This window comes from Pseudomonas silesiensis, from assembly GCF_001661075.1.
In the GTDB taxonomy this organism is placed as follows: Bacteria; Pseudomonadota; Gammaproteobacteria; order Pseudomonadales; family Pseudomonadaceae; genus Aquipseudomonas; species Aquipseudomonas silesiensis.
Window position 1 is genome coordinate 4,871,454 of the sequence record NZ_CP014870.1, and the last position, 26,429, is coordinate 4,897,882.

Here is a 26,429-nt window from a genome sequence, read left to right on the forward strand (position 1 = left end):
GTTGCATTTCCTGTCATTTATCCGGACTGTCGATAGTCAGTTGTTGCTGTGCGGTGGTGCTGCTGGCCAAGGGCTGGCTGCGACCGATCCATTCGCCCGCCGTGGGTTGGCCGGCGCGGGAGACGCGTGCAACCAGTTGGACTTCAGGGAAGTTCGACAGTTTCAACTGCGGCATCATGGCATCGGCATCGCCCAGCTCGACGGTCGCCGGCAAGTCGGCCACGGTCAGGCGCTTGGCGGCCAGTGGCGCGGGAGGGCCGGAGGTGGCGCGGGCAAAGATGAACACGCTGTCGCCCGGCTGGACCTTGGCCTTGAGCTCGGGTGAAAGATCCACACGCACCTTGAGCACCGCTGCGACCTTGGCCACTGGCGCCTCGGACACCTTGCCGCCGCTGGCGACGAGTTTTTCGCTGGCCCGCGCAATCCCGCCTTGCAGCGCGGCACGGGAATTGTCATCCGGCGGCAACTGCGCGAGCAGGCGATTCCAATAGTCGATGGCGTCCTGGTAACGCTCGCTTTCGAAGGCGGCAATACCGAGCAGGCCGAGGCTGGTGACTTCCTTCGGATCGGCCTTGAGCGCTTCGTCGGTGAGTGCCTGGATCTTGTCCGACCACTTTTTGCCGTCGGCGAAGTATTGGGCCTGGGCCCATTGGCCGAGCAACTCCGGCTGACGACCGGCCACGTTAGCTGCACGTTCGAAGATCTTCGCCGCATCGGCTGGACGATCCTGCGCCATGTAGGTGCGACCGAGGAAATACAGGCCTTCAGCCGAGTCCGGCTGCGCCTCGACCGCGCGCTCCAGGCGACGGGTCATCTCTTCCATCGACTGTGGCGCCTGGGTGAATTCCCGTGTCAGTTCGACCTTGTCGCTGGCCCCGAAATGCAGGTACAGGCCCAGGCCCAGCACCGGCACCAGAATCGCCGCGAGCAAGGGCAACGGTTTGCCCAGGCGCGACACGCGCGGTGCCTCGACGCCTTCGGTGTCCGCCAGCAGCTCACGCGCCGCTTCGGCACGGCCGGTGTCCATTTGCCCGGCGTCGAGCACGCCCTCCTCCTGCTGGGTTTGCAGTTCGGCCACGCGCTCCTGATACAGCGCGACGTTGAGGGCAGTACGATCCTCTTCAAGCTGGGCACGACGGCCACGCAGAACGGGGATCAGCAGAAAACTCAGGGCAACCAGAAGCAGCAGACCTGCAGCGAGCCAGAAATCAATCATTCTTGGTTTTATCCAACAGTTGGTCGAGGCGCTCACGCTCCTCGACAGAAAGCTCATCCTTGGTGGCAACGCTTTGCACGCGTCGGCGCCGGACGATCACGGCGATGATCACGAAACCGCCCAGCAGCAGGCCGGCGGGGCCGAACCAGAGCACGGCGGTCTTGGCATTCAGCGCGGGTTTGTAGCGCACGAAATCACCGTAGCGATCGACCATGAAATCGATGATTTGCTGATTGTCCTTGCCCTCGCCGAGCATGCGGAAGATCTCTTTGCGCAGGTCGGCGGCAATCGGTGCGTTGGAATCGGCGATGTCCTGATTCTGGCACTTGGGGCAGCGCAGTTCTTTGGTCAGTTCGCGAAAACGCTCGCGATCGTTTTCATTGGCAAACTCATAGGTGTCGATGGCCGCATGTGCCACGCCGGCCATGCTCAAGCCCAACACCACAGCGGCTATCCAGCGCTTCATGGCTTGGCCTCATCCACCAGCGCCTGATACTTGGCCGCCAGTTTTTCACGCCAGACCTGTTCGTCGATCACCCCGACGAACTTGTCGCGGATGATGCCCTTGGCGTCGATGAAGAAGGTTTCCGGGGCACCATACACGCCGAGGTTCAGGCCCAATGTGCCTGCGTCGTCGCGGATGTCCAGCTGGTACGGGTTGTGGAATTCATCCAGCCACTTCAAGGCATCGGCGTTGATGTCCTTGTAGTTGATGCCGTAGATCACCACGCCCTTCTCGGCCAGCTTGTTCAGCACCGGGTGCTCGACCCGGCAGGAAATGCACCAGGTGCCCCAGACGTTGACCAGCGCCGGCTTGCCGAGGAGATCGGCCCTGGTCAGGGTCTTGTCGCCCTGCACCGCCGGCAGGGAAAACTCCGGGAACGGCTTGTTGATCATCGCCGAGGGCAACTCGGCCGGGTTCAGGTACAGGCCGCGGTACAGGAACACGGCAACCACCAGGAAAATCGCCAGGGGCAACAGCATAAGCCAACGTCTCATGCCGTCGCCTCCGACATGCCAAGTGCTTCGCGCACGCGGCTTTTCACCTTGACCCGATAACGCGGATCCAGCGCCGCCAGCAACCCGCCGAGACCGGTGAGCAAGCCGCCGAACCAGATCCAGCGCACAAACGGCTTGACGTGCACACGCACGGCCCAGGCACCCTCGCCCAGCGGTTCGCCGAGGGCAACGTAGAGGTCACGGGTGAAACCGGCGTCGATCCCGGCTTCGGTCATCACCGAGTTCTGCACGGTATAGAGGCGTTTTTCCGGGTGCAGCACGCTGATTTCCTTGCCACCCTTGATCACGCGTACGGTGCCCTTGTCGGAGGTGAAGTTCGGGCCTTCGTAGTGTTTGGCGCCTTCGAACACGAATTGGTAACCGCCCAGGTCCATGGATTCGCCCGGCGCCAGACGCAGGTCGCGCTCGGCACTGTTCTGGCTCGAGAGCACGACACCCAGGGCGCAAACGGCAATGCCGAGGTGCGCGACCTGCATGCCCCAATAACTGCGGGTCAAGGTCGGCAAGCCCTTGATCAGGCCCTTGTGGCGCGTCTTGTCGAAAATGTCGCGAACGCCGGCCAGCAACACCCAGGCGGCGAGCATGAAGGTGGCGATCACCGCCCAGTTGAAATCACCGTAGGCGATGCCGGCCACCACAGCCAGCGCGGCGCTGCCGAGCAACACCGGGGTCAGCATGCCCAGCAGCCATTTGACCGGGGTGTCTTTCCAGCGCACCAGCATGCCGACCGCCATCACCACCATCAACAACGCCATCAAGGGAATGAACAACGCGTTGAAGTACGGTGGGCCGACCGACAGCTTGGCGCCGGTCATCGCATCGAGGATCAGCGGGTACAAGGTGCCGAGCAGAATCATCGAAGCCGCCACCACCAGCACCAGGTTGTTGCCCAGCAGCAGGGTTTCCCGGGACCAGAGGTTGAAGCCGACGTGACTCTTGACCACCGGTGCGCGCAGGGCGAACAGCGTCAGCGAACCGCCCACCACGAACAACAGGAAGATCAGGATGAACACGCCGCGCTCGGGGTCGGACGCAAAGGCGTGCACCGATGTCAGCACCCCGGAACGGACGAGGAAGGTGCCGAGCAGGCTCAACGAAAACGCGGCGATGGCCAGCAACACGGTCCAGCTCTTGAACACGCCACGTTTTTCCGTGACCGCCAACGAGTGAATCAGCGCCGTGCCGACCAGCCATGGCATGAAGGAGGCGTTTTCCACCGGGTCCCAGAACCACCAGCCACCCCAGCCGAGCTCGTAATAGGCCCACCAGGAGCCCAACGTGATACCGATACCGAGGAAGGCCCAGGCGACGATGGTCCACGGACGGGACCAGCGCGCCCACGCCGCATCGAGACGCCCACCGAGCAACGCGGCGATGGCAAAGGCGAAGGCCACGGAGAAACCGACATAACCCATGTACAGCATCGGCGGGTGAACGATCAGCCCGATGTCTTGCAGCAAGGGGTTGAGGTCACGACCGTCCGTTGGAATCTGCGGCAGGATCCGTTCGAAGGGGTTGGACGTCAGGATCAGGAACAGCAGGAAACCGATGCTGATCATGCCCATGATCGACAACACACGGGCAAGCATCACCTGCGGCAACTGCCGGGAGAACACCGACACGGCGAAGGTCCAGCCGCCGAGGATCAGCGCCCACAGCAGCAACGAGCCTTCGTGAGCGCCCCATACCGCGCTGAATTTGTAGTACCACGGCAAGGCGCTATTGGAGTTACCGGCGACATAGGCCACGGAGAAATCGTCGGCCATGAAGGCGTACGTCAGGCAACCGAAGGCAAACAGCAGGAACGCGAATTGCCCCCAGGCGGCCGGCTGGGCCAGGCTCATCCACAAACGGTCGCCGCGCCAGGCACCCAGCAACGGCACCACGGCCTGGACCAGCGCGAAGCACAGCGCCAGGATCATCGCCAGGTGGCCCAGCTCAGGAATAAAGATGCCGGAAGTCATGGTTCAACCCTCCTTCGCGGGCGTTGGAGCAGATTGACCGCTGTCTTTCAAAGCCTTGGTCACTTCAGGCGGCATGTATTTTTCATCGTGCTTGGCCAGCACTTCGTCGGCCACCACCACGCCATCGGCATTGAGCTTGCCCAGGGCAACGATGCCCTGCCCTTCGCGGAACAGATCCGGAAGGATGCCGCGGTAGCTGATAGTCACGGATTCCTTGAAGTCGGTGACCACGAATTTCACGTCCAGGGAATCGCCGGAACGTTGCAGCGAACCTTTCTCGACCATGCCGCCGGCGCGGATGCGCGTATCTTGCGGGGCTTCGCCGTTGGCGATCTGGGTCGGGGTGTAGAACAGATTGATGTTCTGTTGCAGGGCGCTCAGGGCCAGGCCGACCGCAGCGCCGACGCCGACCAGGATCGCGAGAATGATGATAAGACGCTTTTTACGCAGGGGATTCACTTGCCGTTCTCCCGGCGCAGACGACGCGCCTCTTGTTGCAGATACCGCTTGCGGGCCAGGACCGGCGCCGCCACGTTGAGAACCAGTACCGCCAGGCAAATGCCATAGGCCGACCAGACGTACAGGCCGTGATGGCCCATGGCGAGAAAGTCGCCGAATGAAGCAAAACTCATCGCGCGACCTCCAGGCTGTTTTGCACTTCGGCCTTGACCCAGCTCGCGCGGGCTTCGCGCTTGAGCACTTCAAGGCGCATGCGCAGCAACAGCACGGCGCCGAAGAAACAGTAGAAACCCAACACCGTCAGCAGCAATGGCAACCACATTTCCACCGGCATCGCCGGTTTTTCGGTGAGGGTGAAGGTGGCGCCCTGGTGCAGGGTGTTCCACCACTCCACCGAGTATTTGATGATCGGGATATTGATCACGCCGACGATCGCCAGCACCGCACAGGCCTTGGCCGCGCTGTCACGATTGCTGATCGCGTTGCCCAGCGCAATGAGACCGAAGTACAGAAACAGCAGGATCAGCATGGACGTTAGTCGCGCATCCCAAACCCACCACGAACCCCAGGTCGGTTTGCCCCAGATCGCGCCGGTGACCAGTGCCACGGCGGTCATCCAGGCACCGATGGGCGCCGCGCATTGCAGGGCGACGTCCGCCAGTTTCATCTTCCAGACCAGCCCGACGATGCCGCACACAGCCAGCATCACGTAGATGGACTGCGCGAGCATGGCGGCCGGAACGTGGATATAGATGATGCGAAAGCTGTTGCCTTGCTGGTAGTCCGGCGGCGCGAAGGCCAGCCCCCATACTACGCCAACGCCGATCAGCAGCAACGCCGCGACACTGAGCCACGGCAGCAGCTTGCCGCTGATGCCATAAAACCATTTGGGTGAGCCGAGCTTATGAAACCAGGTCCAGTTCATTGCTGTTTCCATCACGGTTGCTCCTGGCTTCAAGCGCCTGGAGTCTGCCTTTCTTCCAAAGAAGTGGTCAAAATTTGACCAGGCCTCATTATTATTCGCCGACGCTGATCTTCAGGCCAGCAGCTATTGCAAAAGGTGTCAGGGTTATCGCCAGGGCGGTCAGGCTGCCAAGCCACAGGAGATAACCGGTCGCTGGCATGCCCTGCAGGGCCGCCTGCAAGGCGCCACTGCCCAGGATCAACACCGGGATGTACAACGGCAGGATCAGCAACGCCAGCAGCAGGCCGCCTCTCTTCAATCCCACCGTCAGCGCCGCGCCCACCGCACCGAGCAGGCTCAGCACCGGTGTACCCAGCAATAACGAAAGCAGCAACACCGGCAGACAGGCGGCAGGCAAACCGAGCATCAACGCCAGCAATGGTGCGAGCAAAACCAGTGCCAGGCCAGAGAAGGCCCAGTGTGCCAGTACCTTGGCCAATACCAGAAGAGGCAGGGGGTGCGACGAAAGGACCCACTGTTCCAGGGAACCATCCTCGAAATCACTGCGGAAGAGCCCGTCCAGCGAGAGCAAAACCGATAAAAGGGCCGCCACCCAGACCAGTCCTGGAGACAAGGTTTGCAACAATTGAGACTCGGGACCGACCGCCAACGGGAACAGGGAAACGACGATCGCGAAGAATACGAGCGGATTGGCCAATTCCGCGGGACGGCGGAACAGCAAACGGGCCTCACGGGCGACCAACAGGCCGAAGACAGTCATACGGCCCAGTTCCCCAGATCAATGTCGCGATAACCGGCCGGCATCCGGCTCAGGGTGTGGTGCGTGGTCAGCACCACCATGCCACCGCTTTCGCAATGTGCGGCCAGGTGTTCTTCGAGTTGCGCCACGCCTTGTTTATCGAGCGCGGTAAAGGGCTCATCGAGGATCCACAGTGCCGGGCTGTCCAGGTACAACCGCGCCAGTGCCACGCGGCGCTGCTGGCCGGCGGACAGGGTGTGGCAGGGAACATCCTCGAAACCGCGCAGACCGACCGCGGCCAACGCTTGCCAGATCGCCTCGCGGGAAGCCGGTTGATGCAGGGCACAGAGCCAGCTCAAATTTTCTTCCGGGGTCAGCAGGTCCTTGATCCCGGCGGCATGGCCGATCCACAGCAGGTTGTGCGCCAGTTCACTGCGTTGCTCGTTCAGCGGCTGGCCGTTGAGCAGTACTTGACCGGCGGTCGGCTGCATCAGACCGCAAAGCAGACGCAGAAGGCTGGTCTTGCCGCTGCCGTTAGGGCCACTGATCTGCACCATTTCGCCACTGGCCAGTCTCAATTCGAGATTTTCGAAGAGCAGCCGAAGGTCTCGCTCACAGGCAAGGGCAACGGTTTGCAGGACAGGACTGGTCAAGAGATCACGGGCCTTTACGGTTCAAGTCGGCAGCGGTGCGGCCGCTAAAGAGATGCAGGATAAATGCTTTGGCGGCTCGGTCTAAGGCGCCAGATCAAGTATTTGCAAATGATTTCAGCGCCCCGGATACAACGGGGCCGCATTATACATGCCATGCCCTACTCTCAAGAGGGCAATTTCCTCAGGTTGTGACCGCATATGACAGGCGAAATGAACATCCTTCCGCTACCGCCAACCGTGTCTGCGACGCCACGTGCGCAGGCGGTCGGCGGCGAGTTGATCAAATTGCTGACGCCGACGGAGGGCCTGATCGGCACAGGTCAGGGCGCCAAGGCGGAAGTGCTGTCGCTCAAGCAGGCGGAACAGACGTTTCAACTGCTGCTGAAGGTCACCCTCGACAGCGGCCGCCAGACCACGGTTCAAGCCACCAGTACCCAGCCGCTGCTCCAGGGCACCCACCTTGCGATCACCCAGCCATCGGCAGGCAACCTGGCGATCAGCGTGCAACAGGCCGTCGCCTCCAGCGTCGCCACCCTCACCCGCATCGACACCGCGCAACTGCCGGCCGGCACCCTGCTTCAAGGCAAAGTGCTGACCTCGCAAGTGATGCCCCAGGTTCCGGGTCAGCCAATGGTCTTTCGTTCGATGGTGAGCCTGCTCAATACGGCGTTGAGCGGCAGTACACTGAGCATCGACGGCCCACGGCCACTGCCCGTCGGCACCTTGTTGAGCGCGCGGGTGCAGGACGCCCATACCTTGAAATTCGTGCCCTTGAGCAGCCGCCAGGAACAACTGGCGGTGACTCAACAACTGGTCAGCCAGCAGAGTCGCCAGGGTTCGATCAACGGGCTGTTGAAACTGCTGCAAAACCTGCCCGCGGATCAGACATCCAGCGAAGTGCGCGCTGCCGTGGACAAGCTGCTCGCCGACCTGCCAGACATTCATCAACTCAGTACGCCCAAGGGCCTGGCCCAGGCACTGGCCGGCAGCGGGCTGTTCCTCGAAGCGAAACTGCTCGGCGGGCAGAACCCGACGCTGGCGCCGGACATGAAGGGCGACCTGCTCACGCTGATCGCACAATTGACCCCGGGGTTGCCGGCCAACACCAATCTGAATGCGATCATAGCCGCCAATACCCTGGCCCAGGCCCTTCCGGGGTTCGTGCGCAGCGCCCTCGGCATGCTGGGACAGGTCAGCGCCAAACCGTCGCCGACCAGCTTCCCCCTGCCCGAGCGCCTGTTGCAAAGCGCGGATGGCGAGGACGATCTCGAACACCTGCTGCGCCTGGCCGCGGCAGCGGTGTCGCGCTTGCAAAGCCATCAGCTGTCGAGCCTGGAACAGACCGGCGTGACCAGCGACGGGCGCCAGATGAGCACTTGGCAGCTGGAAATACCGATGCGCAACCTGCAGGACATCGTGCCGTTGCAAGTCAAGTTCCAGCGCGAAGAAGCGCCCGAACAGCAACAGCCCAAAGAACGTCACGAAGAACGCCCGCCCAAGCAACAACTCTGGCGCGTCGAGTTGGCGTTCGACATGGAGCCGCTGGGGCCGTTGCAGGTTCAAGCGCAGTTGATCAGTGGCAGCCTCTCCAGCCAGCTATGGGCCGAGCGGCCGTATACCGCCAGCCTGATCGAAAGCAATCTGGCGGCACTGCGTCAACGCCTGCTGGATTCGGGCCTGAACGTCGGTGACATCGATTGCCACCTCGGCACACCGCCGCAAGGCGCCCAAACCCGTCTCGAACAACGCTGGGTCGACGAAACCGCATGAAAACCCCTGACACTCCACGCCAGGCGATCGCCCTCAAATACGACGGCAACCACGCCCCTACCCTCACGGCGAAAGGTGACGATGCCCTGGCCGAAGCCATTTTGAAGATTGCCCGCGATTGTGAAGTGCCGATTTACGAAAACGCCGAACTGGTGAAGTTGCTGGCGCGGATGGAATTGGGAGAGAGTATTCCGGAAGAGTTGTATCGTACGATTGCCGAGATTATTGCGTTTGCGTGGAATTTGAAGGGTAAGTTTCCCGAGGAGCATGACCAGAACGCGCCAGGGGGAGAGAAAGACATCACCGACCGTGGAGAGGACTACTGAAATAATCAGGCGCACTATCCACGAACCGTCATCGGAAAGCCAACTCACCCTCATAAAAGACAGCGATTAAAATGTGTCGCTCAATCGCTGCAATTATTATGAGAGCGAGCCTATTAGTTACCGCATCGACTATCTCCACATGAGAAACAATCAATTCATACTAGTTACTCCAACTCAATATCCTCAGCAATGAGGTGCCCACTACTTCCTGTTCTCGAAAAGCGAATACGTTTACCGACGAGCGGCAAATGTTCCATCAACCAAAAATGGTCAATGATCCGCACCAAAAAAATATCGTTAGCATGATTATCATCCCTGACCGTACAAGTCGCGAGTTCAGAATGACCCGGAGCGCCCGGATCAAAGGTAATAATTTCTCCTGCTGTGCGAATTGCATTAATTTCCATATGACCTCTCATTAATCACAGACGAATATTAGAATCACCAGTCCCATATCGACACTTCGAATGAGAACGTCCATTACACGCACCACCGAAAAAAATGTCTACCGCCATACATACCAGTAGACATTTTTGCAAAAATACATCAATCAAAAATTATCACGAAGAAAAAACAGTTGCAAAATATGCGAATTATTACGTGACATTAAAAATAGTGTATGACGTTGCATAACAAAAGCCGTTGGCGCTGGCGACACTGGCATCCATCCCGACCAACTTAATTGAGTTCAGTAACAAAACATCGAATGGGTGAAACCGTTAGCGCGAATGAAAGCTAAGGGAGAGTATTCCCTTGTATCGTACGATTGCAGAGATTATTGCGTTTGCGTGGAATCTGAAGGGGAAATTTCCTGCGGGGCAGGATCCGGATGCGCCGATGGTCGAGAAGGACATCACCGATCGCGGGGATGACTACTGAGCTGTAGGAGCGAGCTTGCTCGCGAAAAACCAACTGGCGCCGCGGGGTGTTAGGTATAACGCGTTATCGTTGACGATTTTCGCGGTGTAGAAACGGACACATCCTTTACGACTGAAACCGGGGACATCCTTTACGTTTCTGTTGGCTTGAAAGGCGGCTCTCGCCGCTTTTCAGTCTGCCTAAAAGGTAGTTGCAAAGGTAAATATCCCACACATCATCGTCCACTTCCTTCAGTCCTAGCGCCTCACCTGCCAAAGATTCACTGACGAAAATCATTTTGCCTTTCCATTTCATCGATCCATTTTGTCGGATCATGCGGATCCTCATATCCGAAGCGTAATCAGCCTCAGGCACGCGTCCGTCGTACTGCCTTGGCGAAGGCTTATACAGATCCGCAGGAACCTTCATCTCTAAAGCCTTATGAGGTCTTACGTAATTGAACTCCTGTCGAAACTGTTCAAATGCCAACTGTTGTTCCACCAGATTACGTTCAGGCGCATGAAGTAATGCAGCCTTGAGCGTTCGATGCATGCGCTCATGACGGCCATTCTGGTCAGGCCGCCCCGGCTGGATTCGCTCAGGGTAGATCCCTAGGCGTATCCACCAAGCCGCCAGGCTGGATATGCGCGAAATGCCGGTGGAGGCAAAGGGGGAGCCGTTGTCTGTGCGAATCACATTAGGCAACCCGTACTCCCGAAACGCCCAGTCGAACCCTTCGCGAGCCCCGGCAACGCTGCTTTGCGCTCTGCACAGCAATAGAAATCGGCTGACGTGATCAGTAATGGTCAGTGGGTAACAACGTTGGCCGTTCTGAAGCGCGAAGTCACCTTTGAAATCCGCCGCCCATGTCTGATTAGGCGCAGTAGCGTCGCGCAGCGGATTTTTCCCCGCTGGCGGGCGATTGAGGAAACGACGTTTTTGCACCAGACCTGCTCGCTTAAGCCATTCGCCTGCCGTGCTGACTGTTGGCCAAGACAACTCTGGATGATCAATCTTAAGGTTATGCACCAGCTTCTCAGGTCCCCAGCTGTGATGCTCGCGCTTGTACGCGACTAGCAGCTCAAGCACCTCATCGCTGATTTTGAAAGGGCTCGTATGCGGACGCCGTGACAGTTCCTTGAGCCCATCAATGCCCTGTGTTTCGTAGCGCGCAAGCCATTTATCCAAAGTGGGTCGGCTGAGCCCGTAGTGACGGGCCAACTCGCTTTTGGAATAGCTGCCTTGCAGCCAGTCGCCTATGAGTTTGATTCGTTGATCCATTGGGGACTCTCGATTCCAGGGCATGGTCAGGCACCTCCTGACCGTATTTCATACCTGTAAACGATGTCTCCGGTTTAAAACGTAAAGGATGTCTCCGGTTTCTACCCGGGCAAGCCCGCTCCCACAGGGGACCGCGGAAACCAACGGCGCTGCGGGGTTTCAGGTATGGCGCGTTATCGTTGACGATTTTCGCGAGCAGGCTCGCTCCCACAGGGGACCGCGGAAACCAACGGCGCTGCGGGGTTTCAGGTATGGCGCGTTATCGTTGACGATTTTCGCGAGCAGGCTCGCTCCCACAGGGGACTGCGGAAACCACTGGCGCTGCGGGGGGTCAGGTATAGCGCGTTATCGTGACGATTTTCGCGAGCAAGCTCGCTCCTACAGGGGATCGTGGATGGCCCTGTCAGCTTTTGTGCAGCTTGCTCATCAATTCCGCCTCGGCCTGGGTCAGGCCGCAGGACTGAGTCAGTTCATTGACACTCGCGCCCATGCCCACCAGGCGAGCAGCCTGGGCGAATGACAGGCTCGAGGGGTCGCGCTGTTCCAGCTGGATCAGCTTGTCCGGCAACGGTCCGACCACCGCGCGCAATTCCTGCAGCTCCTGGCCCATGCGCACGTTGCTGTTCTGGTAATCGTCGACGCGCCTGGCCAGGTCCTTGATGCGCTGGTCGCGCAGCGCGTCGCCCCCGGCCTGTTGCGCGGCGATCAGCTTTTGCGCGCGAACGTAGGCCAGGAACATCGCCAGCGTGCCTGCCCACAAGAGGAACAGGACAATGACCGCCGCCTCAAGGATCAATCAGATGTTCTCCAGGTCCGACCATTCTTCTTCGCTCATCATCTTGTCCAGTTCGACCAGGATCAGCAATTCGTTGTTCTTGTTGCACACGCCTTGAATGAACTTGGCGGACTCGTCGTTACCGACGTTAGGCGCGGTTTCGATTTCCGACTGGCGCAGATAAACCACTTCGGCCACGCTGTCGACCATGATCCCGACCACTTGCTTGTCGGCTTCGATGATGACGATGCGGGTGTTGTCGCTGATCTCGGCGTTCATCAGGCCGAAGCGCTGACGGGTGTCGATCACGGTGACCACGTTGCCGCGCAGGTTGATGATGCCCAGCACATAGCTCGGGGCACCCGGGACCGGGGCGATTTCGGTGTAGCGCAGGACTTCCTGAACGCGCATCACGTTGATGCCGTAGGTTTCGTTGTCCAGCTTGAAGGTTACCCATTGCAGGATCGGATCTTCGGAACCCTTTGCAGCCGCAGCCTTGTCATTCATACCCTGACCCCTCGATAAACCGCCCTGGCGGTGTGTGTTCTGTGCGACGACATGAAGTGCCGCCCTCTGTGTTGTCATGTAGCTGTTATGTCGGTTGACGCGCCGGCTTGTTGCCGTCCATGTGTTTTGCCCCACCGCTGGCGATCAACTCGGCCAGTTCGGCAACGTCGAGCAGCGCACACATGTGTTCGATCACCGTGCCTGCCAGCCATGGCCGTTGACCGCGGTGGCTGCGCCATTTGATTTCGTTCGGGTCCAGGCGCAACGAACGGCTGACCTGATGCACCGCCAGCGCCCACTCATAGCCTTGCACCGAAATGACGTATTGCAGGCCCTGGCGGAAATCGTCGCGGTAACGATCGGGCATGACCCAGCGCGCGGTATCGAGCACCTTCAGGTTGCCGGCCTGGCTTGGCAGGATCCCGAGGAACCACTCCGGTTGACCGAACAGGGGTGTCAGTTCGTGACCGGTCAACGAATAGATCGAACCCAGGCACACCAGCGGCACCGCCAGGGTCAACCCGGCGACATCGAACAACAGGCATTCGAATGGCTCGGCGGCCCATGAAGGGCGACCGTTTGTTTCAATCGTTGGCGGCGTGGCGCCGGAAGCTTGATGGACTTCGACTAGTGGTGGGACCAGGGTTTGCAACGGCGCGGATAGGGTGGCATCCGGTGCTGGCGCTTCGATCACGGTCACCGGGATCGAAGCCAATGGCACTGGCACGACCTGCGCATCACGGGCTTGCTCTTCAAGCACCGCCGCCTGGAATTCATCCAGCGCACTGTCGTCCTCGACCACTTCGGGGAGCGTTTCGACGTCCGCCGTGAGTTCGTCGGTCGCGTCCATCAGCAAGCTGTCCAGATAGGACTGCAGCGCCAGTTGCGGACGAGAAGTGATCTTTACCGGCCGATTCACCGACACGACCCTACTGTAGGAGCGAGCTTGCTCGCGAAGAACCTGAGGACGCCGCGGGGTGTCAGGTTTTTAGCGTTATCGTTGACGTCCATCGCGAGCAAGCTTGCTCCTACAGCGAAGAACCTGAGAGCACCGCGGGGTGTCAGGTTTTTAGCGTTATCGTTGACGGCCATCGCGAGCAAGCTTGCTCCTACCGGGGGCGGGTTCATCTCAGGCCACCTGCGGGACAAGTTGTGCCGCCAACAGGTGCTTGAGCAGGGCGCGGTAAGCGAGGACGCCACGGCTCTTGCTGTCGAATTGCGAAGGTGTCATGCCGGCACGGCTGGCGTCCCGCAAGCGGGTGTCGACCGGGATGTGGCCCTGCCAGATTTCCTCCGGGTACATGTCGCGCAACAACCGTAGCGTCCCGATGGAAGCCTGGGTGCGGCGATCGTACAAGGTCGGCACGATGCTGAACGGCAGCGCCTGTTTGCGTGAACGGTTGATCATCGTCAGCGTGCTGACCATGCGCTCCAGGCCTTTGACCGCCAGGTGCTCGGTCTGTACCGGGATCACCAGCTGCTGGCTCGCCGCCAAGGCATTGACCATCAGCACGCCGAGCAACGGCGGGCTGTCGATCACGGCGTAATCGAAGTCCTGCCACAACTGCGCCAGGCTCTTGGCAATCACCAGGCCCAGGCCGCTCTGGCCCGGCGACTGGCGCTCGAGGGTCGCCAGTGCGGTGCTCGACGGCAACAACGAAATGTGTTCATGACTGGTGGACAACAACAGCTGACCGGGTAAACCCGCGGGCACGCTGCCCTTGTGCAGGAACAGATCGTAGACGCTGTGTTCCAGGCGATCGGGGTCATAACCGAAGTAACTGGTCATGGAGCCATGGGGGTCGAGATCGACCACGACCACGCGCTTGCCCGCCTCGGCCAGTAACCCGGCTAAAGCGATGGAGGAAGTGGTTTTACCGACACCACCTTTTTGATTGGCGACTGCCCAGACTCTCATTTGGATTGTTCCTCCCGGTCGACAGGTACGATCGAGAAATAGCTCAGCGTATTAATGCGGGTGACGGAGAATTGACGGCACTCTCTCGTCCCGGCGACTTGATCGGGGTCGGTGCAGTTTGTGTGCCAGCACGCTTCAAGGCGGCATCCGGTTTGGCATTGGCGGATCCGGTACCGGTCAGGCTGCGACGTATATCGAGATTTCGCGACACCACCAGCACCACGCGACGGTTGCGCGCCCGGCCCTCGGCGGTCGCGTTGTTGGCCACGGGCTGGAACTCGCCGTAACCCACCGACGCCAGACGACCGGGGTTCACCCCCTGCATCGCCAGCATGCGCACGATGCTCGCCGACCGGGCCGAGGACAGCTCCCAGTTGGTCGGGTATTGCGCGGTGCGGATCGGACGATCGTCGGTGAATCCTTCGACGTGAACCGGATTATCGAACGGCTTCAGGATCGCGGCGACCTTGTCGATAATGTTGAACGCGATGTCGCTGGGCATGGCGTCGCCGCTGCCGAACAACAGGCTGGAATTGAGCTCGATTTCAACCCACAACTCGTTGCCGCGCACGGTCATCTGGCTGGAGCTGATCAGGTCGCCGAATGCCGCGCTGATGTCATCGGCGATGCTTTTCAGCGGATCGCTGGCGGCCTGGGCGATGCCTGCGTCGATTTGCTCGCTGTCTTTCACCAGCGGCTTGGCCGGGGTCACGGTCTTCGGTCGTTCGTCGCCGACGGGAATCGGCTGGAGCGCGCGATCAGCGTCGTTGAAGACCCCGATCAACGCTTCGGAAATGACCTTGTACTTGCCTTCGTTGACCGAAGAGATCGAGTACATCACCACGAAAAAGGCGAACAGCAAGGTGATGAAGTCCGCATAGGACACCAGCCAGCGTTCGCGATTGACCGGTTCTTCAGGTTGCCGGCGACGAGCCATCGACCATGACCTCCTCAATCCATGAAGCCGTGAAGCTTCAACTCGATAGAGCGAGGGTTTTCACCTTCGGCGATCGACAGGATGCCTTCGAGCAGCATTTCGCGATATCGCGACTGGCGCAGGGCGACGGACTTGAGCTTGGCGGCAATCGGCAGCAGGATCAGGTTGGCACTGGCCACGCCGTAGATGGTGGCGACGAAGGCCACGGCAATGCCGCTGCCCAATTGTGACGGATCGGCCAGGTTGCCCATCACGTGAATCAGGCCCATCACTGCACCGATGATGCCGATGGTCGGCGCGTAGCCGCCCATGCTTTCGAAGACTTTGGCGGCCTCGACGTCACGGCTTTCCTGGGTGTAGAAATCCACCTCCAGAATGCTGCGAATCGCCTCCGGCTCGGCGCCGTCCACCAGCAGTTGCAGGCCTTTGCGCGAGTAGCTGTCGGGTTCGGCGTCGGCCACCCCTTCCAGGCCGAGCAGACCTTCCTTGCGCGCGGTCAGGCTCCAGCCCACCACGCGATCGATACCGCCCGCCAGATCCACCCGCGGCGGGAACAAAATCCAGACCAGAATCTGCAGGGCCCGCTTGAACGCGCTCATCGGCGACTGCAGCAGCGCCGCCCCGACGGTCCCGCCGATGACAATCAATGCCGCCGGGCCGTTGGCCAATGCGCCGAGGTGACCGCCTTCAAGGTAGTTGCCGCCGATGATCGCGACAAATGCCATGATGATCCCGATCAGGCTCAGTACATCCATCAGATGCACGCCTCGACCAGATGCTTGCCAATCTCGTCCAGGCCATACACCGCATCGGCCAGTTCGGCTTTGACGATGGCCATCGGCATGCCGTAGATCACGCAGCTGGCTTCATCCTGAGCCCAGATCGAGCTGCCGCTCTGCTTGAGCAGCCGTGCGCCTTCGCGCCCGTCTGCGCCCATGCCGGTCAATACCACCGCCAGAACTTTGTCGCCGTAGGACTTGGCGGCCGAACCGAAGGTGATGTCCACGCACGGACGGTAGTTCAGGCGTTCGTCACCCGGAAGGATTTTCACCGCGCCACGGCCGTCGACCATCATCTGCTTGCCACCCGGGGCCAGCAGTGCGAGCCCCGGACGCAGGATGTCGCCATCCTCGGCTTCCTTGACGTGGATGCGGCAGAGCTTGTCCAGCCGCTCGGCGAATGCCTTGGTGAAGGCCGCCGGCATGTGCTGGATCAACACGATCGGTGCCGGGAAGTTGGCCGGCAACTGGGTCAGCACCCGCTGCAGGGCAACCGGGCCGCCGGTGGACGTGCCGATGGCGACCAGTTTGTAGGCTTTACGCCTGGGTGCTGGCGACGACGATGCCGGGGCAGGCGTTCGCGCCGGAATGGGTGCCGGGGCCGGACGCGCCGGCGCGCTACTGCCGTAACTGCTGACGCTCGAAGGCGCAGGTGTCGGGGCTGGCGCTGGCGCGGCGACCGGCGCCGGGGCGCTGTAGGTGCTGTAGGTGCTGGCACGACGATTACTGCGCGAGATGCTCAGAATCTTCTCGCACAGCAGTTGCTTGACCTTCTCCGGGTTGCGCGAGATGTCTTCGAAATTCTTCGGCAGGAAATCCACCGCGCCGGCGTCCAGCGCATCCAGGGTGACCCGGGCGCCTTCATGGGTGAGCGAGGAGAACATCAACACCGGGGTCGGACAGCGTTGCATGATATGCCGCACGGCGGTGATGCCATCCATCATCGGCATCTCGTAGTCCATAGTGATCACGTCCGGCTTGAGGGCCAGCGCCTGATCGATTGCCTCTTTGCCGTTGGTCGCCGTGCCGACGACCTGGATATTCGGATCGGCTGAAAGAATTTCCGAGACGCGGCGGCGGAAAAACCCCGAATCATCCACCACCAGGACTTTGACTGCCATAAACACTCCATATGGACGGAGCAAGGCTCAGTCGCCCCGCCCCGCCAGAATCAAATACGCCGCGTGGCGTAACGCTTGAGCATGCTCGGAACATCGAGAATCAGCGCAATGCGGCCGTCACCGGTGATGGTGGCGCCCGACATGCCCGGGGTTCCCTGGAGCATTTTGCCCAATGGCTTGATGACCACTTCTTCCTGGCCCACCAGTTGATCGACGACGAAGCCGATCCGCTGGGTGCCCACAGTCAGGATCACCACATGGCCTTCACGCTGCTCTTCGTGAGCGGCGGAGCGGACCAGCCAGCGCTTGAGGTAGAACAGTGGCAGCGCCTTGTCGCGCACGATCACCACTTCCTGACCGTCCACCACGTTGGTGCGCGACAGGTCGAGGTGGAAGATCTCGTTGACGTTCACCAGCGGGAAGGCGAACGCCTGGTTGGCCAGCATGACCATCAGCGTCGGCATGATCGCCAGGGTCAGCGGCACCTTGATGACGATCTTCGAGCCCTGGCCCTTGGCCGAGTAGATGTTGATCGAGCCGTTGAGCTGGGAAATCTTGGTTTTCACCACGTCCATGCCCACGCCACGACCCGACACGTCGGAGATCTCGGTCTTGGTCGAGAACCCCGGGGCGAAAATCAGGTTGTAGCACTCGGTATCGCTCAGGCGCTCGGCCGCGTCCTTGTCCATCACCCCGCGTTTTACCGCGATGGCGCGCAGCACGTTCGGGTCCATGCCTTTGCCGTCATCGGAGATCGACAGCAGGATGTGGTCGCCTTCCTGCTCGGCCGCGAGTATCACCTTGCCGCCCCGGGACTTGCCCGCGGCCTCGCGTTCTTCCGGCGATTCGATGCCGTGGTCGACGGCGTTGCGCACCAGGTGGACCAGCGGATCGGCCAGGGCCTCGACCAGGTTCTTGTCGAGGTCGGTTTCTTCGCCGACCAGCTCCAGGTTGATCTCTTTCTTGAGCTGGCGTGCCAGGTCGCGGACCAGGCGCGGGAAGCGTCCGAAGACCTTCTTGATCGGTTGCATCCGGGTCTTCATGACCGCGGTCTGCAGGTCGGCCGTGACCACGTCGAGGTTCGACACGGCCTTGGACATGGCCTCATCGGCGCTGTTGGCCCCCAGGCGGACCAGGCGGTTACGCACCAGCACCAACTCGCCGACCATGTTCATGATTTCATCGAGCCGCGCGGTGTCGACCCGCACGGTGGTCTCGGCTTCGCTGGCGGGTTTCTCAGGCGGTGGCGCCGCAGGTGCACGCACAGGCGCCGGGGCGGCCTTCGCTGCTTCGGCTTTTGGCTCGGGGGCTTTTGGCTCGGCGGCTTTGGCGACCGATTGAGGCGCTGCTGCCTTGGCGAGCGGTGTGGCCACCGGCGCACTGGCGCCGGTCGCGGTGCCGATTTCCGAAAACTTGCCCTTGCCGTGAAGTTCGTCGAGCAGCGCTTCGAACTCGTGATCGGAGATCAGATCGCTGCCCACCGCTGCGGCCGTTGGCGCAGCCGGGACCGGAGCCGACGCAATCGCCGACTCCAGCGCTTCGACCGCGAAGTTGCCCTTGCCGTGCAGCTGATCGAGCAGTGCTTCGAATTCTTCGTCGGTGATGTCGGAGCTGTCGCCTGCCGCTTTCGGCGTGGCCGGGGTCGCGGGCGCTGCAGGCGCGGCGGGCGCAACCACTGCATCGACGGCGAACCGGCCTTTGCCGTGCAACTGATCGAGCAATGACTCGAACTCGGCATCGGTGATTTCATCGCTGGCCGCGGCATTGCCGCTGACCGGTGCCGGCGCGCAAGGCGCCGCTTCGGCCTGCGCCTTGACCGCGTTCAGCGAGTCCAGCAACTGTTCGAATTCATTGTCGGTGATGTCATCCGACGGGCTGTCAGCCACAGGCGCCACGGCCGCAGCCGGTGCCGCCTGGTCGGTCGACTGCGGCTCGGCCAGACGCGCCAGGGCCGCCAGCAACTCAGGCGTGGCCGCCGTGACCGGGCTGCGTTCGCGGACCTCGGTGAACATGCCGTTCACCGCGTCCAGGGCTTCAAGAACCACGTCCATCAGTTCCGAGTCGACGCGACGTTCACCCTTGCGCAGGATGTCGAACACGTTCTCGGCGATGTGACAGCACTCCACCAGCTCGTGGAGCTGGAGGAAGCCGGCGCCTCCTTTTACAGTGTGAAAACCGCGAAAAATTGCATTGAGCAAGTCTGCATCATCCGGTCGGCTTTCAAGCTCGACCAGTTGTTCGGACAGTTGCTCAAGAATCTCGCCGGCCTCAACCAGGAAATCCTGAAGGATCTCTTCATCGGCGCCGAAGCTCATTAATGGGGTGCTCCTAACAGGTCTTAAAATCCAAGGCTGGAAAGCAAATCGTCCACATCGTCCTGACCGGACACAACGTCTTCTCTTTTATCGGCATGAATCTGCGGACCTTCACCCTGAGAGAGCTGTTTTTGCGGATCTTTTTCTGCCCGCATCGCTTCACGGTCATGTTCGATGCCCGCAAAGCGGTCCACCTGACTGGCCATCAGCACGAGTTTGAGCAGGTTGCTTTCAACTTCGGTGACCAATTGAGTCACACGCTTGATCACTTGACCGGTGAGGTCCTGATAATCCTGGGCGAGCAGGATATCGTTGAGGTTGCTCGACACAATGCGGTTGTCGGCGCTGCTGCGTGTCAGGAAACCGTCGACCCGCCGGGCCAGTTCGCGGAACTCTTCAGCCCCGACTTCGCGACGCATGAAGCGCCCCCAGTCCGTGCTCAGCGCCTGGGCTTCGTTGCTCAGGCTGTTGACCAGCGGCGTGGCGTTCTCTACCAGGTCCATGGTGCGGTTGGCCGCGGCTTCGGTCAGCCTGACCACGTAGCCCAGGCGCTCGGTGGCGTCGGTGATCTGGGACACTTCCTCGGCTTGCGGCATGTGCGGGTCAATCTGGAAATTGACGATCGCGCTGTGCAGCTCGCGGGTGAGCTTGCCCACTTCCCGATAAAGGCCGCGGTCACGGGTCTGGTTGAGCTCATGGATCAGTTGCACCGCGTCGCCGAACTTGCCTTTTTCAAGGCTTTCGACCAGTTCGACCGCGTGTTTTTTCAGGGTCGACTCGAAATCGCCCTGTGAAGATTCTTTATGCTCCATAGCTTCCCCGTGGCGCCGTTGCTCAACCAATGCGTTCGAAAATCTTCTCGATTTTTTCTTTCAGCGCTTGGGCCGTGAAGGGTTTGACCACATAGCCGTTAACACCGGCCTGGGCCGCTTCGATGATCTGCTCGCGCTTGGCTTCAGCGGTCACCATCAGCACCGGCAGGTGCTTGAGCTTCTCATCGGCGCGCACGTGGCGCAGCAGATCGATGCCGGTCATGCCTGGCATGTTCCAGTCGGTGACCAGAAAGTCGATGCTGCCGCTGTTGAGCATCGGAATGGCAGTGGTGCCATCATCCGCCTCGACCGTGTTGGTGAACCCAAGGTCACGCAACAGGTTTTTTATGATCCGCCGCATCGTTGAGAAGTCATCAACGATGAGGATTTTCATGTTCTTGTCCAAGTCGACCTCCAAGCAGTCTTAAACGCGCCCAACAGCTGGACGCGCCATTTCAATCAATCCGGCGATACACTCGATGACTGTCTGGAGCACAACAGATCGAGACCGGCGCAGTTCACCACCCCGCCAGTCACGTTCGCAGTGTCCCCACACTGCCTTCAGCGCGCTCGCCACTCCCCCAAACGCGCCCGCAAACGGGCCGCGCACTGGCTATGCAACTGGCTGACCCGGGATTCGCTGACCCCCAGGACCTCGCCGATTTCCTTGAGATTCAGCTCTTCGTCGTAGTACAGCGCCAACACCAGTCGCTCACGCTCAGGCAAATTGGCAATCGCATCCGCCAGCGCCGCCTGGAAGCGATCATCTTCCAGATCCCGTGAAGGCTCCGGATGTGCACTCGCGCCATCCTCGTGCAGCCCTTCGTGTTCGCCGTCCTGCAACAGATCGTCGAAACTGAACAGCCGGCTGCCCAGGGTGTCGTTCAAAATCCCGTAATAATCGTCGAGACTCAATTGGAGTTCGGCCGCAACTTCGTGATCTTTAGCGTCGCGCCCGGTTTTAGCTTCAATCGAGCGAATCGCGTCGCTGACCATGCGGGTATTGCGGTGGACCGAACGTGGCGCCCAGTCCCCCTTGCGCACCTCATCGAGCATCGCGCCGCGGATTCGAATGCCCGCGTACGTCTCGAAGCTGGCGCCTTTGCTGGCGTCATATTTGGTCGACACTTCCAGCAGGCCGATCATCCCGGCCTGGATCAGGTCTTCGACCTGGACACTGGCCGGCAGACGCGCCAGCAAGTGGTAAGCAATGCGTTTGACCAGTGGCGCGTAACGCTCGATCAGCTCGTACTGCGCGTCACGTGCCGACTGCTTGTAAAAGTTGTAGCCACTGGCTGTCATAGCACCGGTCCTGCGGTTTGTTGCACCAGGCGTTCGACGAAAAACTCCAGGTGCCCGCGGGGGTTGGCCGGCAGCGGCCAGGTATCGACCTTCTGTGCAATCGCCTTGAAAGCCAGCGAGCACTTGGAACGCGGGAAGGCCTCATAGACCGCGCGCTGCTTCTGCACGGCCTTGCGCACGCTTTCGTCGTACGGCACGGCGCCGACGTATTGCAAGGCGACGTCGAGGAAACGATCGGTGACCTTGGTCAACTTGGCGAACAGGTTGCGACCTTCCTGCGGGCTCTGGGCCATGTTGGCCAGGACGCGGAAGCGGTTCATGCCGTAGTCGCGATTGAGCAACTTGATCAGGGCGTAGGCGTCGGTGATCGAGGTCGGTTCGTCGCAGACCACCAGCAACACTTCCTGGGCGGCGCGAACGAAACTGACGACCGACTCACCAATGCCCGCCGCGGTGTCGATCACCAATACGTCGAGGTTATCGCCGATGTCGCTGAAAGCCTGGATCAGGCCGGCATGCTGCGCCGGGCTCAGATGCACCATGCTCTGCGTGCCGGACGCGGCCGGCACGATACGAATGCCGCCGGGGCCTTGCAACAAAACGTCGCGCAGCTCGCAGCGGCCTTCGATCACGTCGGCCAGGGTACGTTTGGGTGTCAGTCCCAGCAGGACGTCGACGTTCGCCAGCCCCAGATCGGCGTCCAGCAACATGACGCGCCGGCCGAGCTCGGCGAGAGCCAGGGACAAGTTCACTGACACGTTAGTTTTCCCGACGCCACCTTTGCCGCCGGTCACCGCGATCACCTGTACGGGATGCATGCTGCCCATGTTATTTCTTTACCTTGTCTTGCATAGACGGAGGCCACATTACTGGCTGCGCGTTCACAAACGGAACAATGCATGGCAGACCATCGATGTAGGTACAAAAACTATTCATTGCTACCTCAGCCGACCTGTTTGGTCGGGCTGTGATAAATATCAGCGAACATATCAGCCATGGCTTCTTCGCTGGGTTCTTCCTGCATTTGCACGCTTACTGCACGGCTGACCAGCTGATGACGACGCGGCAGATGCAAATCATCCGGAATCCGCGGGCCATCGGTCAGGTAAGCCACTGGTAAATCATGGCTGATGGCCAGGCTCAACACGTCGCCCAGGCTCGCCGTTTCATCCAGTTTAGTCAGGATGCAGCCAGCGAGCCCGCAGCGCTTGTAACTATGATAAGCGGCGGTCAGCACCTGCTTCTGGCTGGTAGTGGCCAGGACCAGATAATTCTTTGACTTGATGCCACGCCCGGCCAGGCTTTCGAGCTGCATGCGCAGCGCCGGGTCGCTGGCCTGCAGGCCGGCGGTATCGATCAGCACCACACGCTTGCGCAGCAAGGGGTCGAGCGCCTGCACCAACGATTGCCCCGGGTCGACGTGTGTCACCGGCACATTGAGGATGCGGCCGAGGGTCTTGAGCTGTTCCTGGGCACCGATCCGGTAGCTGTCCATGCTCACCAGCGCGATATGCTGCGCGCCGTACTTGAGCACGTACCGGGCCGCGAGCTTGGCCAGGGTGGTGGTCTTGCCCATGCCCGCAGGGCCGACCATGGCAATCACGCCGCCCTCTTCCAAGGGTTCGATGTCTGGTGTATTGATCATCCGCGCCAGGTGCGCCAGCAACATGCGCCAGGCCTGACGGGGCTCTTCGATGTCGGGAATCATCGCCAGCAAATCCCGGGACAACGGGCCGGAGAGGCCGATGCGTTGCATGCGCCGCCACAGGCTGGCCTGGGCCGGGCGGCTGCCTTGCAGCTGGTTCCAGGCCAGGGAGCCGAGTTGCACTTCCATCAATTCGCGCAGGCTATTGAGCTCGAAACGCATCGAGTCGAAGGCCCGCGGGTCGACGCCGCCTGTTGCCACTGCGGCAGGCGCTGGCGCAGGACGCGCAGGTTCGGTGTAGGTCGGCTCGACCAGCGGCTCGGCGGCGGTCAACGGCAGGCCGGCGAACAGCTGGCGATTGGTCGCCTTGTCGCTCTCGCCTTCGCTACGCAGGCTCAGTTCGGCCTGGGCGGTGACGATCCGCGACTGGGTCTTGCGCAACTCGTCTTCAAGCTCCATGTTCGGCACACGCGGCGCCAGCGCCGACAGCTTGTAATCCAGGGCTGCAGTCAGCTCGACACCACCGGCGATCCGGCGGTTGCCGATGATGGCGGCGTCAGCGCCCAGCTCATCACGAACCAGCTTCATGGCCTGACGCATATCGGCGGCGAAAAAACGCTTAACTTGCATGAACCATTACCTCAGCCGTTGGGCCCTACTGTCGCAACGATGGTCACTTGCTTGTTGTCAGGGATTTCCTGGTACGCCAACACATGCAAACCCGGGACCGCGAGTCGGCCAAACCGCGACAGCATCGCGCGAATCGGACCGGCTACCAGCAGAATCACCGGTTGACCTTGCATTTCCTGGCGCTGAGCCGCCTCGATCAACGAGCGCTGCAGCTTTTCAGCCATGCTTGGCTCCAGCAGAACGCCCTCTTCCGAGCCTTGTCCCGCCTTCTGCAGACTATTGAGCAATATCTGTTCCAACCTTGGCTCCAGCGTGATCACTGGCAGCTCGGAGTCAGTGCCTACAATGCTTTGGACGATTGCGCGGGAGACGCCGACGCGTACGGCGGCCACCAGCGCGGCGGTATCTTGACTCTTGGCCGCATTGTTCGCGATGGCCTCGGCAATGCTGCGAATGTCCCGCACCGGTACCTGTTCGGCCAGCAACGCCTGCAACACCTTGAGCAGCTGTGACAGCGAGACCACGCCCGGCACCAGCTCTTCAGCCAGTTTTGGCGAGCTTTTAGCCAGCAATTGCATGAGTTGCTGCACTTCTTCGTGGCCGATCAGCTCACTGGAGTGCTTGTACAGAATCTGGTTCAAATGGGTTGCCACCACGGTACTGGCATCGACCACGGTATAACCGAGGGACTGCGCCTGGGCCCGCTGACTGACTTCGATCCAGACCGCTTCCAGGCCGAAAGCCGGATCTTTGGCGTTTATGCCGTTCAACGTACCGTAGACCTGCCCCGGGTTGATCGCCAGCTCCCGGTCCGGGTAAATCTCCGCTTCGGCCAGGATCACCCCCATCAGGGTCAGGCGATAGGCGCTCGGCGCCAGGTCGAGGTTGTCACGGATATGCACGGTCGGCATCAGGAAGCCCAGGTCCTGGGACAGTTTCTTGCGCACGCCCTTGATCCGCGCCAGCAACTGCCCACCCTGGTTGCGATCCACCAGCGGAATCAGGCGGTAGCCGACTTCCAGGCCGATCATGTCGATCGGGGTGACGTCGTCCCAGCCCAGCTCCTTGGTTTCCTGGGCCCGGGCCGGCGACGGCAGCAGCTCCTGCTGACGCTGCACCTCCTGCAGGGCCTGAACCTTGACGTTGTTCTGCTTCTTCCAGAACAGGTACGCGCCGCCGCCAGCCAGGGCCGCCATGCTGAGAAAAGAGAAGTGCGGCATGCCCGGCACCAGGCCCATCACCGCCATCAAACCGGCCGCGACCGCCAAGGCTTTCGGCGAGGCGAACATCTGGCGATTGATCTGTTTGCCCATGTCTTCGGAACCGGAAGCACGGGTCACCATGATCGCGGCAGCTGTCGATAACAACAGTGATGGCAATTGCGCCACCAAACCGTCACCGATGGTCAACAGCGCGTACACCTTGCCGGCGTCGCCGAAGGTCATGCCATGCTGGAAGATCCCGACCGCCATGCCACCGATCAGGTTGATGAACAGAATCAGCAGACCGGCAATGGCGTCACCGCGCACGAACTTGCTGGCACCGTCCATGGAACCGTAGAACTCGGCCTCCTGGGCGACTTCGGAGCGTCGGGCCTTAGCCTGGTTCTGGTCGATCAAACCGGCGTTCAGGTCGGCGTCGATCGCCATTTGCTTGCCGGGCATGGCATCGAGGGTGAAACGCGCGCTCACCTCGGAAATCCGCCCGGCACCCTTGGTCACCACCACGAAGTTGATGATCATCAAAATGGCGAAGACCACGATACCGACCACGTAGTTACCGCCGATCACCACCTCGCCGAAGGCCTGGATCACCTTGCCGGCGGCGGCATGACCGTCCTGGCCGTGGAGCATCACCACCCGTGTGGAGGCCACGTTCAACGCCAGCCGCAACAGCGTCGCCACCAGCAGGATGGTCGGGAACACCGCGAAATCCAGTGGGCGCAAGGCGTAGACGCAGACCAGCAGAACCACGATCGACAGCGCAATGTTAAACGTGAAAAACACGTCCAGCAGGAACGGCGGCATCGGCAACATCATCATCGCCAGCATGACCAGCAACAACAACGGCACGCCCAGATTGCCCCGACTTAAATCGGCAACGTTGGTGCGAGCAGTGTTGAGTAGCTGAGAGCGATCCACCGGTTTTTTTCCCCGTGCCTTTGAAGCAAACTTTTGACGCCGGGTGCCGGCGTAGAGGGGGTACTGCAAGAAGCCTTCCAACTTTTGCGGGGTTTTAAGGTACGGATGTTTTAACGGGAGTTTGTGGCGACAGGAGGGGCGCTTTCGCCGGCAAGCCGGTCTCGCTCCCGCGGTGTGTCAGTGAACATCTCTATTGGATGGGATGGCCTCATCGCGAGCAAGCTCGCTCCCACAAGGTTCTGTGCCGAACGGTGATTTTTCAGTCATCCCCGATCCTGTGGGAGCCGGGCTTGCCCGCGATGAGGCCGGTACTGCCAGCGATACCTCAGAGAATGT

Annotated in this window: 27 protein-coding genes and 1 pseudogene; 3 read left to right on the forward strand and 25 right to left on the reverse strand. The window is 60.7% G+C overall.

Going from position 1 to position 26,429, the window contains the following annotated elements:
* Positions 1-13: 13 nt before the first annotated feature.
* The 9 genes from ccmI to ccmA all read right to left on the reverse strand — a co-directional run bounded on the left by ccmI (position 14) and on the right by ccmA (position 6,976).
* A complete protein-coding gene (gene ccmI, locus PMA3_RS21480) occupies positions 14-1,216 on the reverse strand; it encodes a c-type cytochrome biogenesis protein CcmI (protein ID WP_064679072.1) in 1,203 nt (400 codons plus the stop codon).
* Positions 1,209-1,682, reverse strand: coding sequence for a cytochrome c-type biogenesis protein (locus PMA3_RS21485; protein ID WP_064679073.1), 474 nt, complete (start codon positions 1,680-1,682; stop codon positions 1,209-1,211). The genes ccmI and PMA3_RS21485 overlap by 8 nt, the downstream gene beginning before the upstream one ends.
* Positions 1,679-2,215, reverse strand: a complete 537-nt coding sequence (locus PMA3_RS21490; RefSeq protein ID WP_064679074.1) for a DsbE family thiol:disulfide interchange protein — start codon at positions 2,213-2,215, stop codon at positions 1,679-1,681. The genes PMA3_RS21485 and PMA3_RS21490 overlap by 4 nt, the downstream gene beginning before the upstream one ends.
* Positions 2,212-4,200 carry a heme lyase CcmF/NrfE family subunit gene (locus PMA3_RS21495; protein ID WP_064679075.1) on the reverse strand — a complete coding sequence of 663 codons (1,989 nt, stop codon included), beginning with the start codon at positions 4,198-4,200 and terminating at the stop codon, positions 2,212-2,214. Before PMA3_RS21495 ends, PMA3_RS21490 begins: the two co-directional genes overlap by 4 nt.
* Positions 4,201-4,203: 3 nt before the next feature.
* Positions 4,204-4,659 (reverse strand): cytochrome c maturation protein CcmE, encoded by a 456-nt coding sequence (ccmE, locus tag PMA3_RS21500; protein WP_064679076.1) that lies wholly within the window; start codon positions 4,657-4,659, stop codon positions 4,204-4,206.
* Positions 4,656-4,832 carry a heme exporter protein CcmD gene (ccmD, locus tag PMA3_RS21505; protein WP_064679077.1) on the reverse strand — a complete coding sequence of 59 codons (177 nt, stop codon included), beginning with the start codon at positions 4,830-4,832 and terminating at the stop codon, positions 4,656-4,658. Before ccmD ends, ccmE begins: the two co-directional genes overlap by 4 nt.
* A complete protein-coding gene (locus PMA3_RS21510) occupies positions 4,829-5,584 on the reverse strand; it encodes a heme ABC transporter permease (RefSeq protein WP_064679078.1) in 756 nt (251 codons plus the stop codon). The genes ccmD and PMA3_RS21510 overlap by 4 nt, the downstream gene beginning before the upstream one ends.
* A gap of 91 nt (positions 5,585-5,675) precedes the next feature.
* Complete coding sequence (gene ccmB / locus PMA3_RS21515) at positions 5,676-6,344, reverse strand: heme exporter protein CcmB (protein WP_064679079.1); 669 nt, start codon at positions 6,342-6,344, stop codon at positions 5,676-5,678.
* The gene (gene ccmA, locus PMA3_RS21520) at positions 6,341-6,976 is read right to left on the reverse strand and encodes a cytochrome c biogenesis heme-transporting ATPase CcmA (protein WP_064679080.1); all 636 of its coding nucleotides are present in this window, start codon (positions 6,974-6,976) and stop codon (positions 6,341-6,343) included. Before ccmA ends, ccmB begins: the two co-directional genes overlap by 4 nt.
* A gap of 198 nt (positions 6,977-7,174) precedes the next feature.
* Here ccmA and fliK point away from each other — a divergent pair, with 198 nt between their 5' ends.
* Positions 7,175-8,746: a flagellar hook-length control protein FliK gene (fliK, locus tag PMA3_RS21525; protein WP_064679081.1), complete on the forward strand. Its 1,572-nt coding sequence runs from the start codon at positions 7,175-7,177 to the stop codon at positions 8,744-8,746.
* Positions 8,743-9,072, forward strand: coding sequence for an EscU/YscU/HrcU family type III secretion system export apparatus switch protein (locus PMA3_RS21530; RefSeq protein WP_064679082.1), 330 nt, complete (start codon positions 8,743-8,745; stop codon positions 9,070-9,072). Before fliK ends, PMA3_RS21530 begins: the two co-directional genes overlap by 4 nt.
* Before the next feature lie 164 nt (positions 9,073-9,236).
* On the opposite strand, the gene PMA3_RS21535 is transcribed toward PMA3_RS21530, so the two are convergent.
* Positions 9,237-9,479: a hypothetical protein gene (locus PMA3_RS21535; protein WP_064679083.1), complete on the reverse strand. Its 243-nt coding sequence runs from the start codon at positions 9,477-9,479 to the stop codon at positions 9,237-9,239.
* Between the two features lie 288 nt (positions 9,480-9,767).
* Between PMA3_RS21535 and PMA3_RS21540 the strand changes: the two are divergent.
* A pseudogene (locus PMA3_RS21540) lies at positions 9,768-9,951 on the forward strand (EscU/YscU/HrcU family type III secretion system export apparatus switch protein); the annotation flags it as partial.
* Positions 9,952-10,056: 105 nt separating this feature from the next.
* Here PMA3_RS21540 and PMA3_RS21545 read toward each other — a convergent pair.
* The 15 genes from PMA3_RS21545 to flhA all read right to left on the reverse strand — a co-directional run bounded on the left by PMA3_RS21545 (position 10,057) and on the right by flhA (position 26,093).
* The gene (locus tag PMA3_RS21545; protein WP_064675632.1) at positions 10,057-11,235 is read right to left on the reverse strand and encodes an integrase core domain-containing protein; all 1,179 of its coding nucleotides are present in this window, start codon (positions 11,233-11,235) and stop codon (positions 10,057-10,059) included.
* A gap of 379 nt (positions 11,236-11,614) precedes the next feature.
* Complete coding sequence (locus tag PMA3_RS21550) at positions 11,615-12,007, reverse strand: DUF2802 domain-containing protein (protein ID WP_064679084.1); 393 nt, start codon at positions 12,005-12,007, stop codon at positions 11,615-11,617.
* Positions 12,008-12,493 (reverse strand): chemotaxis protein CheW, encoded by a 486-nt coding sequence (locus PMA3_RS21555; RefSeq protein ID WP_064679085.1) that lies wholly within the window; start codon positions 12,491-12,493, stop codon positions 12,008-12,010.
* Between the two features lie 85 nt (positions 12,494-12,578).
* Positions 12,579-13,412, reverse strand: a complete 834-nt coding sequence (locus PMA3_RS21560; protein ID WP_064680774.1) for a CheW domain-containing protein — start codon at positions 13,410-13,412, stop codon at positions 12,579-12,581.
* A gap of 210 nt (positions 13,413-13,622) precedes the next feature.
* Positions 13,623-14,411: a ParA family protein gene (locus PMA3_RS21570; RefSeq protein ID WP_064679087.1), complete on the reverse strand. Its 789-nt coding sequence runs from the start codon at positions 14,409-14,411 to the stop codon at positions 13,623-13,625.
* Positions 14,412-14,454: 43 nt separating this feature from the next.
* A complete protein-coding gene (gene motD / locus PMA3_RS21575; protein WP_064679088.1) occupies positions 14,455-15,348 on the reverse strand; it encodes a flagellar motor protein MotD in 894 nt (297 codons plus the stop codon).
* Between the two features lie 14 nt (positions 15,349-15,362).
* Complete coding sequence (locus PMA3_RS21580) at positions 15,363-16,103, reverse strand: flagellar motor protein (protein WP_064679089.1); 741 nt, start codon at positions 16,101-16,103, stop codon at positions 15,363-15,365.
* Positions 16,103-17,248 (reverse strand): protein-glutamate methylesterase/protein-glutamine glutaminase, encoded by a 1,146-nt coding sequence (locus PMA3_RS21585; RefSeq protein WP_064679090.1) that lies wholly within the window; start codon positions 17,246-17,248, stop codon positions 16,103-16,105. Before PMA3_RS21585 ends, PMA3_RS21580 begins: the two co-directional genes overlap by 1 nt.
* Before the next feature lie 50 nt (positions 17,249-17,298).
* Complete coding sequence (locus PMA3_RS21590) at positions 17,299-19,563, reverse strand: chemotaxis protein CheA (RefSeq protein WP_064679091.1); 2,265 nt, start codon at positions 19,561-19,563, stop codon at positions 17,299-17,301.
* A 23-nt stretch (positions 19,564-19,586) separates the two neighbouring features.
* The gene (locus PMA3_RS21595) at positions 19,587-20,375 is read right to left on the reverse strand and encodes a protein phosphatase CheZ (RefSeq protein ID WP_064679092.1); all 789 of its coding nucleotides are present in this window, start codon (positions 20,373-20,375) and stop codon (positions 19,587-19,589) included.
* Positions 20,376-20,397: 22 nt separating this feature from the next.
* On the reverse strand, positions 20,398-20,769 hold the full coding sequence (locus PMA3_RS21600; RefSeq protein ID WP_162493647.1) for a chemotaxis response regulator CheY: 372 nt from the start codon (positions 20,767-20,769) through the stop codon (positions 20,398-20,400).
* Positions 20,770-20,936: 167 nt separating this feature from the next.
* Positions 20,937-21,677: an RNA polymerase sigma factor FliA gene (gene fliA, locus PMA3_RS21605; protein WP_064679094.1), complete on the reverse strand. Its 741-nt coding sequence runs from the start codon at positions 21,675-21,677 to the stop codon at positions 20,937-20,939.
* Positions 21,674-22,504, reverse strand: coding sequence for a flagellar synthesis regulator FleN (gene fleN, locus PMA3_RS21610; protein WP_007975361.1), 831 nt, complete (start codon positions 22,502-22,504; stop codon positions 21,674-21,676). The genes fliA and fleN overlap by 4 nt, the downstream gene beginning before the upstream one ends.
* 116 nt (positions 22,505-22,620) lie before the next feature.
* Entirely contained in the window at positions 22,621-23,952 is a 1,332-nt protein-coding gene (gene flhF, locus PMA3_RS21615; RefSeq protein WP_064679095.1) for a flagellar biosynthesis GTPase FlhF, read from the reverse strand.
* An 11-nt stretch (positions 23,953-23,963) separates the two neighbouring features.
* Positions 23,964-26,093: a flagellar biosynthesis protein FlhA gene (gene flhA, locus PMA3_RS21620; RefSeq protein WP_064680775.1), complete on the reverse strand. Its 2,130-nt coding sequence runs from the start codon at positions 26,091-26,093 to the stop codon at positions 23,964-23,966.
* Between the last annotated feature and the right edge of the window lie 336 nt (positions 26,094-26,429).

Excerpts from the sequence above, each read along its gene's own strand:
- flhF (WP_064679095.1), bottom strand. The coding sequence starts at position 23,952 with ATGCAAGTTAAGCGTTTTTTCGCCGCCGATATGCGTCAGGCCATGAAG.
- PMA3_RS21570 (WP_064679087.1), bottom strand. The coding sequence starts at position 14,411 with ATGAGAGTCTGGGCAGTCGCCAATCAAAAAGGTGGTGTCGGTAAAACC.
- PMA3_RS21490 (WP_064679074.1), bottom strand. The coding sequence starts at position 2,215 with ATGAGACGTTGGCTTATGCTGTTGCCCCTGGCGATTTTCCTGGTGGTT.
- PMA3_RS21600 (WP_162493647.1), bottom strand. The coding sequence starts at position 20,769 with ATGAAAATCCTCATCGTTGATGACTTCTCAACGATGCGGCGGATCATA.
- PMA3_RS21530 (WP_064679082.1), top strand. The coding sequence starts at position 8,743 with ATGAAAACCCCTGACACTCCACGCCAGGCGATCGCCCTCAAATACGAC.
- ccmB (WP_064679079.1), bottom strand. The coding sequence starts at position 6,344 with ATGACTGTCTTCGGCCTGTTGGTCGCCCGTGAGGCCCGTTTGCTGTTC.
- PMA3_RS21585 (WP_064679090.1), bottom strand. The coding sequence starts at position 17,248 with ATGGCAGTCAAAGTCCTGGTGGTGGATGATTCGGGGTTTTTCCGCCGC.
- fliK (WP_064679081.1), top strand. The coding sequence starts at position 7,175 with ATGACAGGCGAAATGAACATCCTTCCGCTACCGCCAACCGTGTCTGCG.
- PMA3_RS21545 (WP_064675632.1), bottom strand. The coding sequence starts at position 11,235 with ATGCCCTGGAATCGAGAGTCCCCAATGGATCAACGAATCAAACTCATA.
- ccmD (WP_064679077.1), bottom strand. The coding sequence starts at position 4,832 with ATGAGTTTTGCTTCATTCGGCGACTTTCTCGCCATGGGCCATCACGGC.
- ccmI (WP_064679072.1), bottom strand. The coding sequence starts at position 1,216 with ATGATTGATTTCTGGCTCGCTGCAGGTCTGCTGCTTCTGGTTGCCCTG.
- fliA (WP_064679094.1), bottom strand. The coding sequence starts at position 21,677 with ATGACAGCCAGTGGCTACAACTTTTACAAGCAGTCGGCACGTGACGCG.
- PMA3_RS21555 (WP_064679085.1), bottom strand. The coding sequence starts at position 12,493 with ATGAATGACAAGGCTGCGGCTGCAAAGGGTTCCGAAGATCCGATCCTG.
- PMA3_RS21580 (WP_064679089.1), bottom strand. The coding sequence starts at position 16,103 with ATGGATGTACTGAGCCTGATCGGGATCATCATGGCATTTGTCGCGATC.
- PMA3_RS21510 (WP_064679078.1), bottom strand. The coding sequence starts at position 5,584 with ATGAACTGGACCTGGTTTCATAAGCTCGGCTCACCCAAATGGTTTTAT.
- PMA3_RS21595 (WP_064679092.1), bottom strand. The coding sequence starts at position 20,375 with ATGGAGCATAAAGAATCTTCACAGGGCGATTTCGAGTCGACCCTGAAA.
- PMA3_RS21590 (WP_064679091.1), bottom strand. The coding sequence starts at position 19,563 with ATGAGCTTCGGCGCCGATGAAGAGATCCTTCAGGATTTCCTGGTTGAG.
- PMA3_RS21495 (WP_064679075.1), bottom strand. The coding sequence starts at position 4,200 with ATGACTTCCGGCATCTTTATTCCTGAGCTGGGCCACCTGGCGATGATC.
- fleN (WP_007975361.1), bottom strand. The coding sequence starts at position 22,504 with ATGGGCAGCATGCATCCCGTACAGGTGATCGCGGTGACCGGCGGCAAA.
- PMA3_RS21535 (WP_064679083.1), bottom strand. The coding sequence starts at position 9,479 with ATGGAAATTAATGCAATTCGCACAGCAGGAGAAATTATTACCTTTGAT.
- motD (WP_064679088.1), bottom strand. The coding sequence starts at position 15,348 with ATGGCTCGTCGCCGGCAACCTGAAGAACCGGTCAATCGCGAACGCTGG.
- PMA3_RS21485 (WP_064679073.1), bottom strand. The coding sequence starts at position 1,682 with ATGAAGCGCTGGATAGCCGCTGTGGTGTTGGGCTTGAGCATGGCCGGC.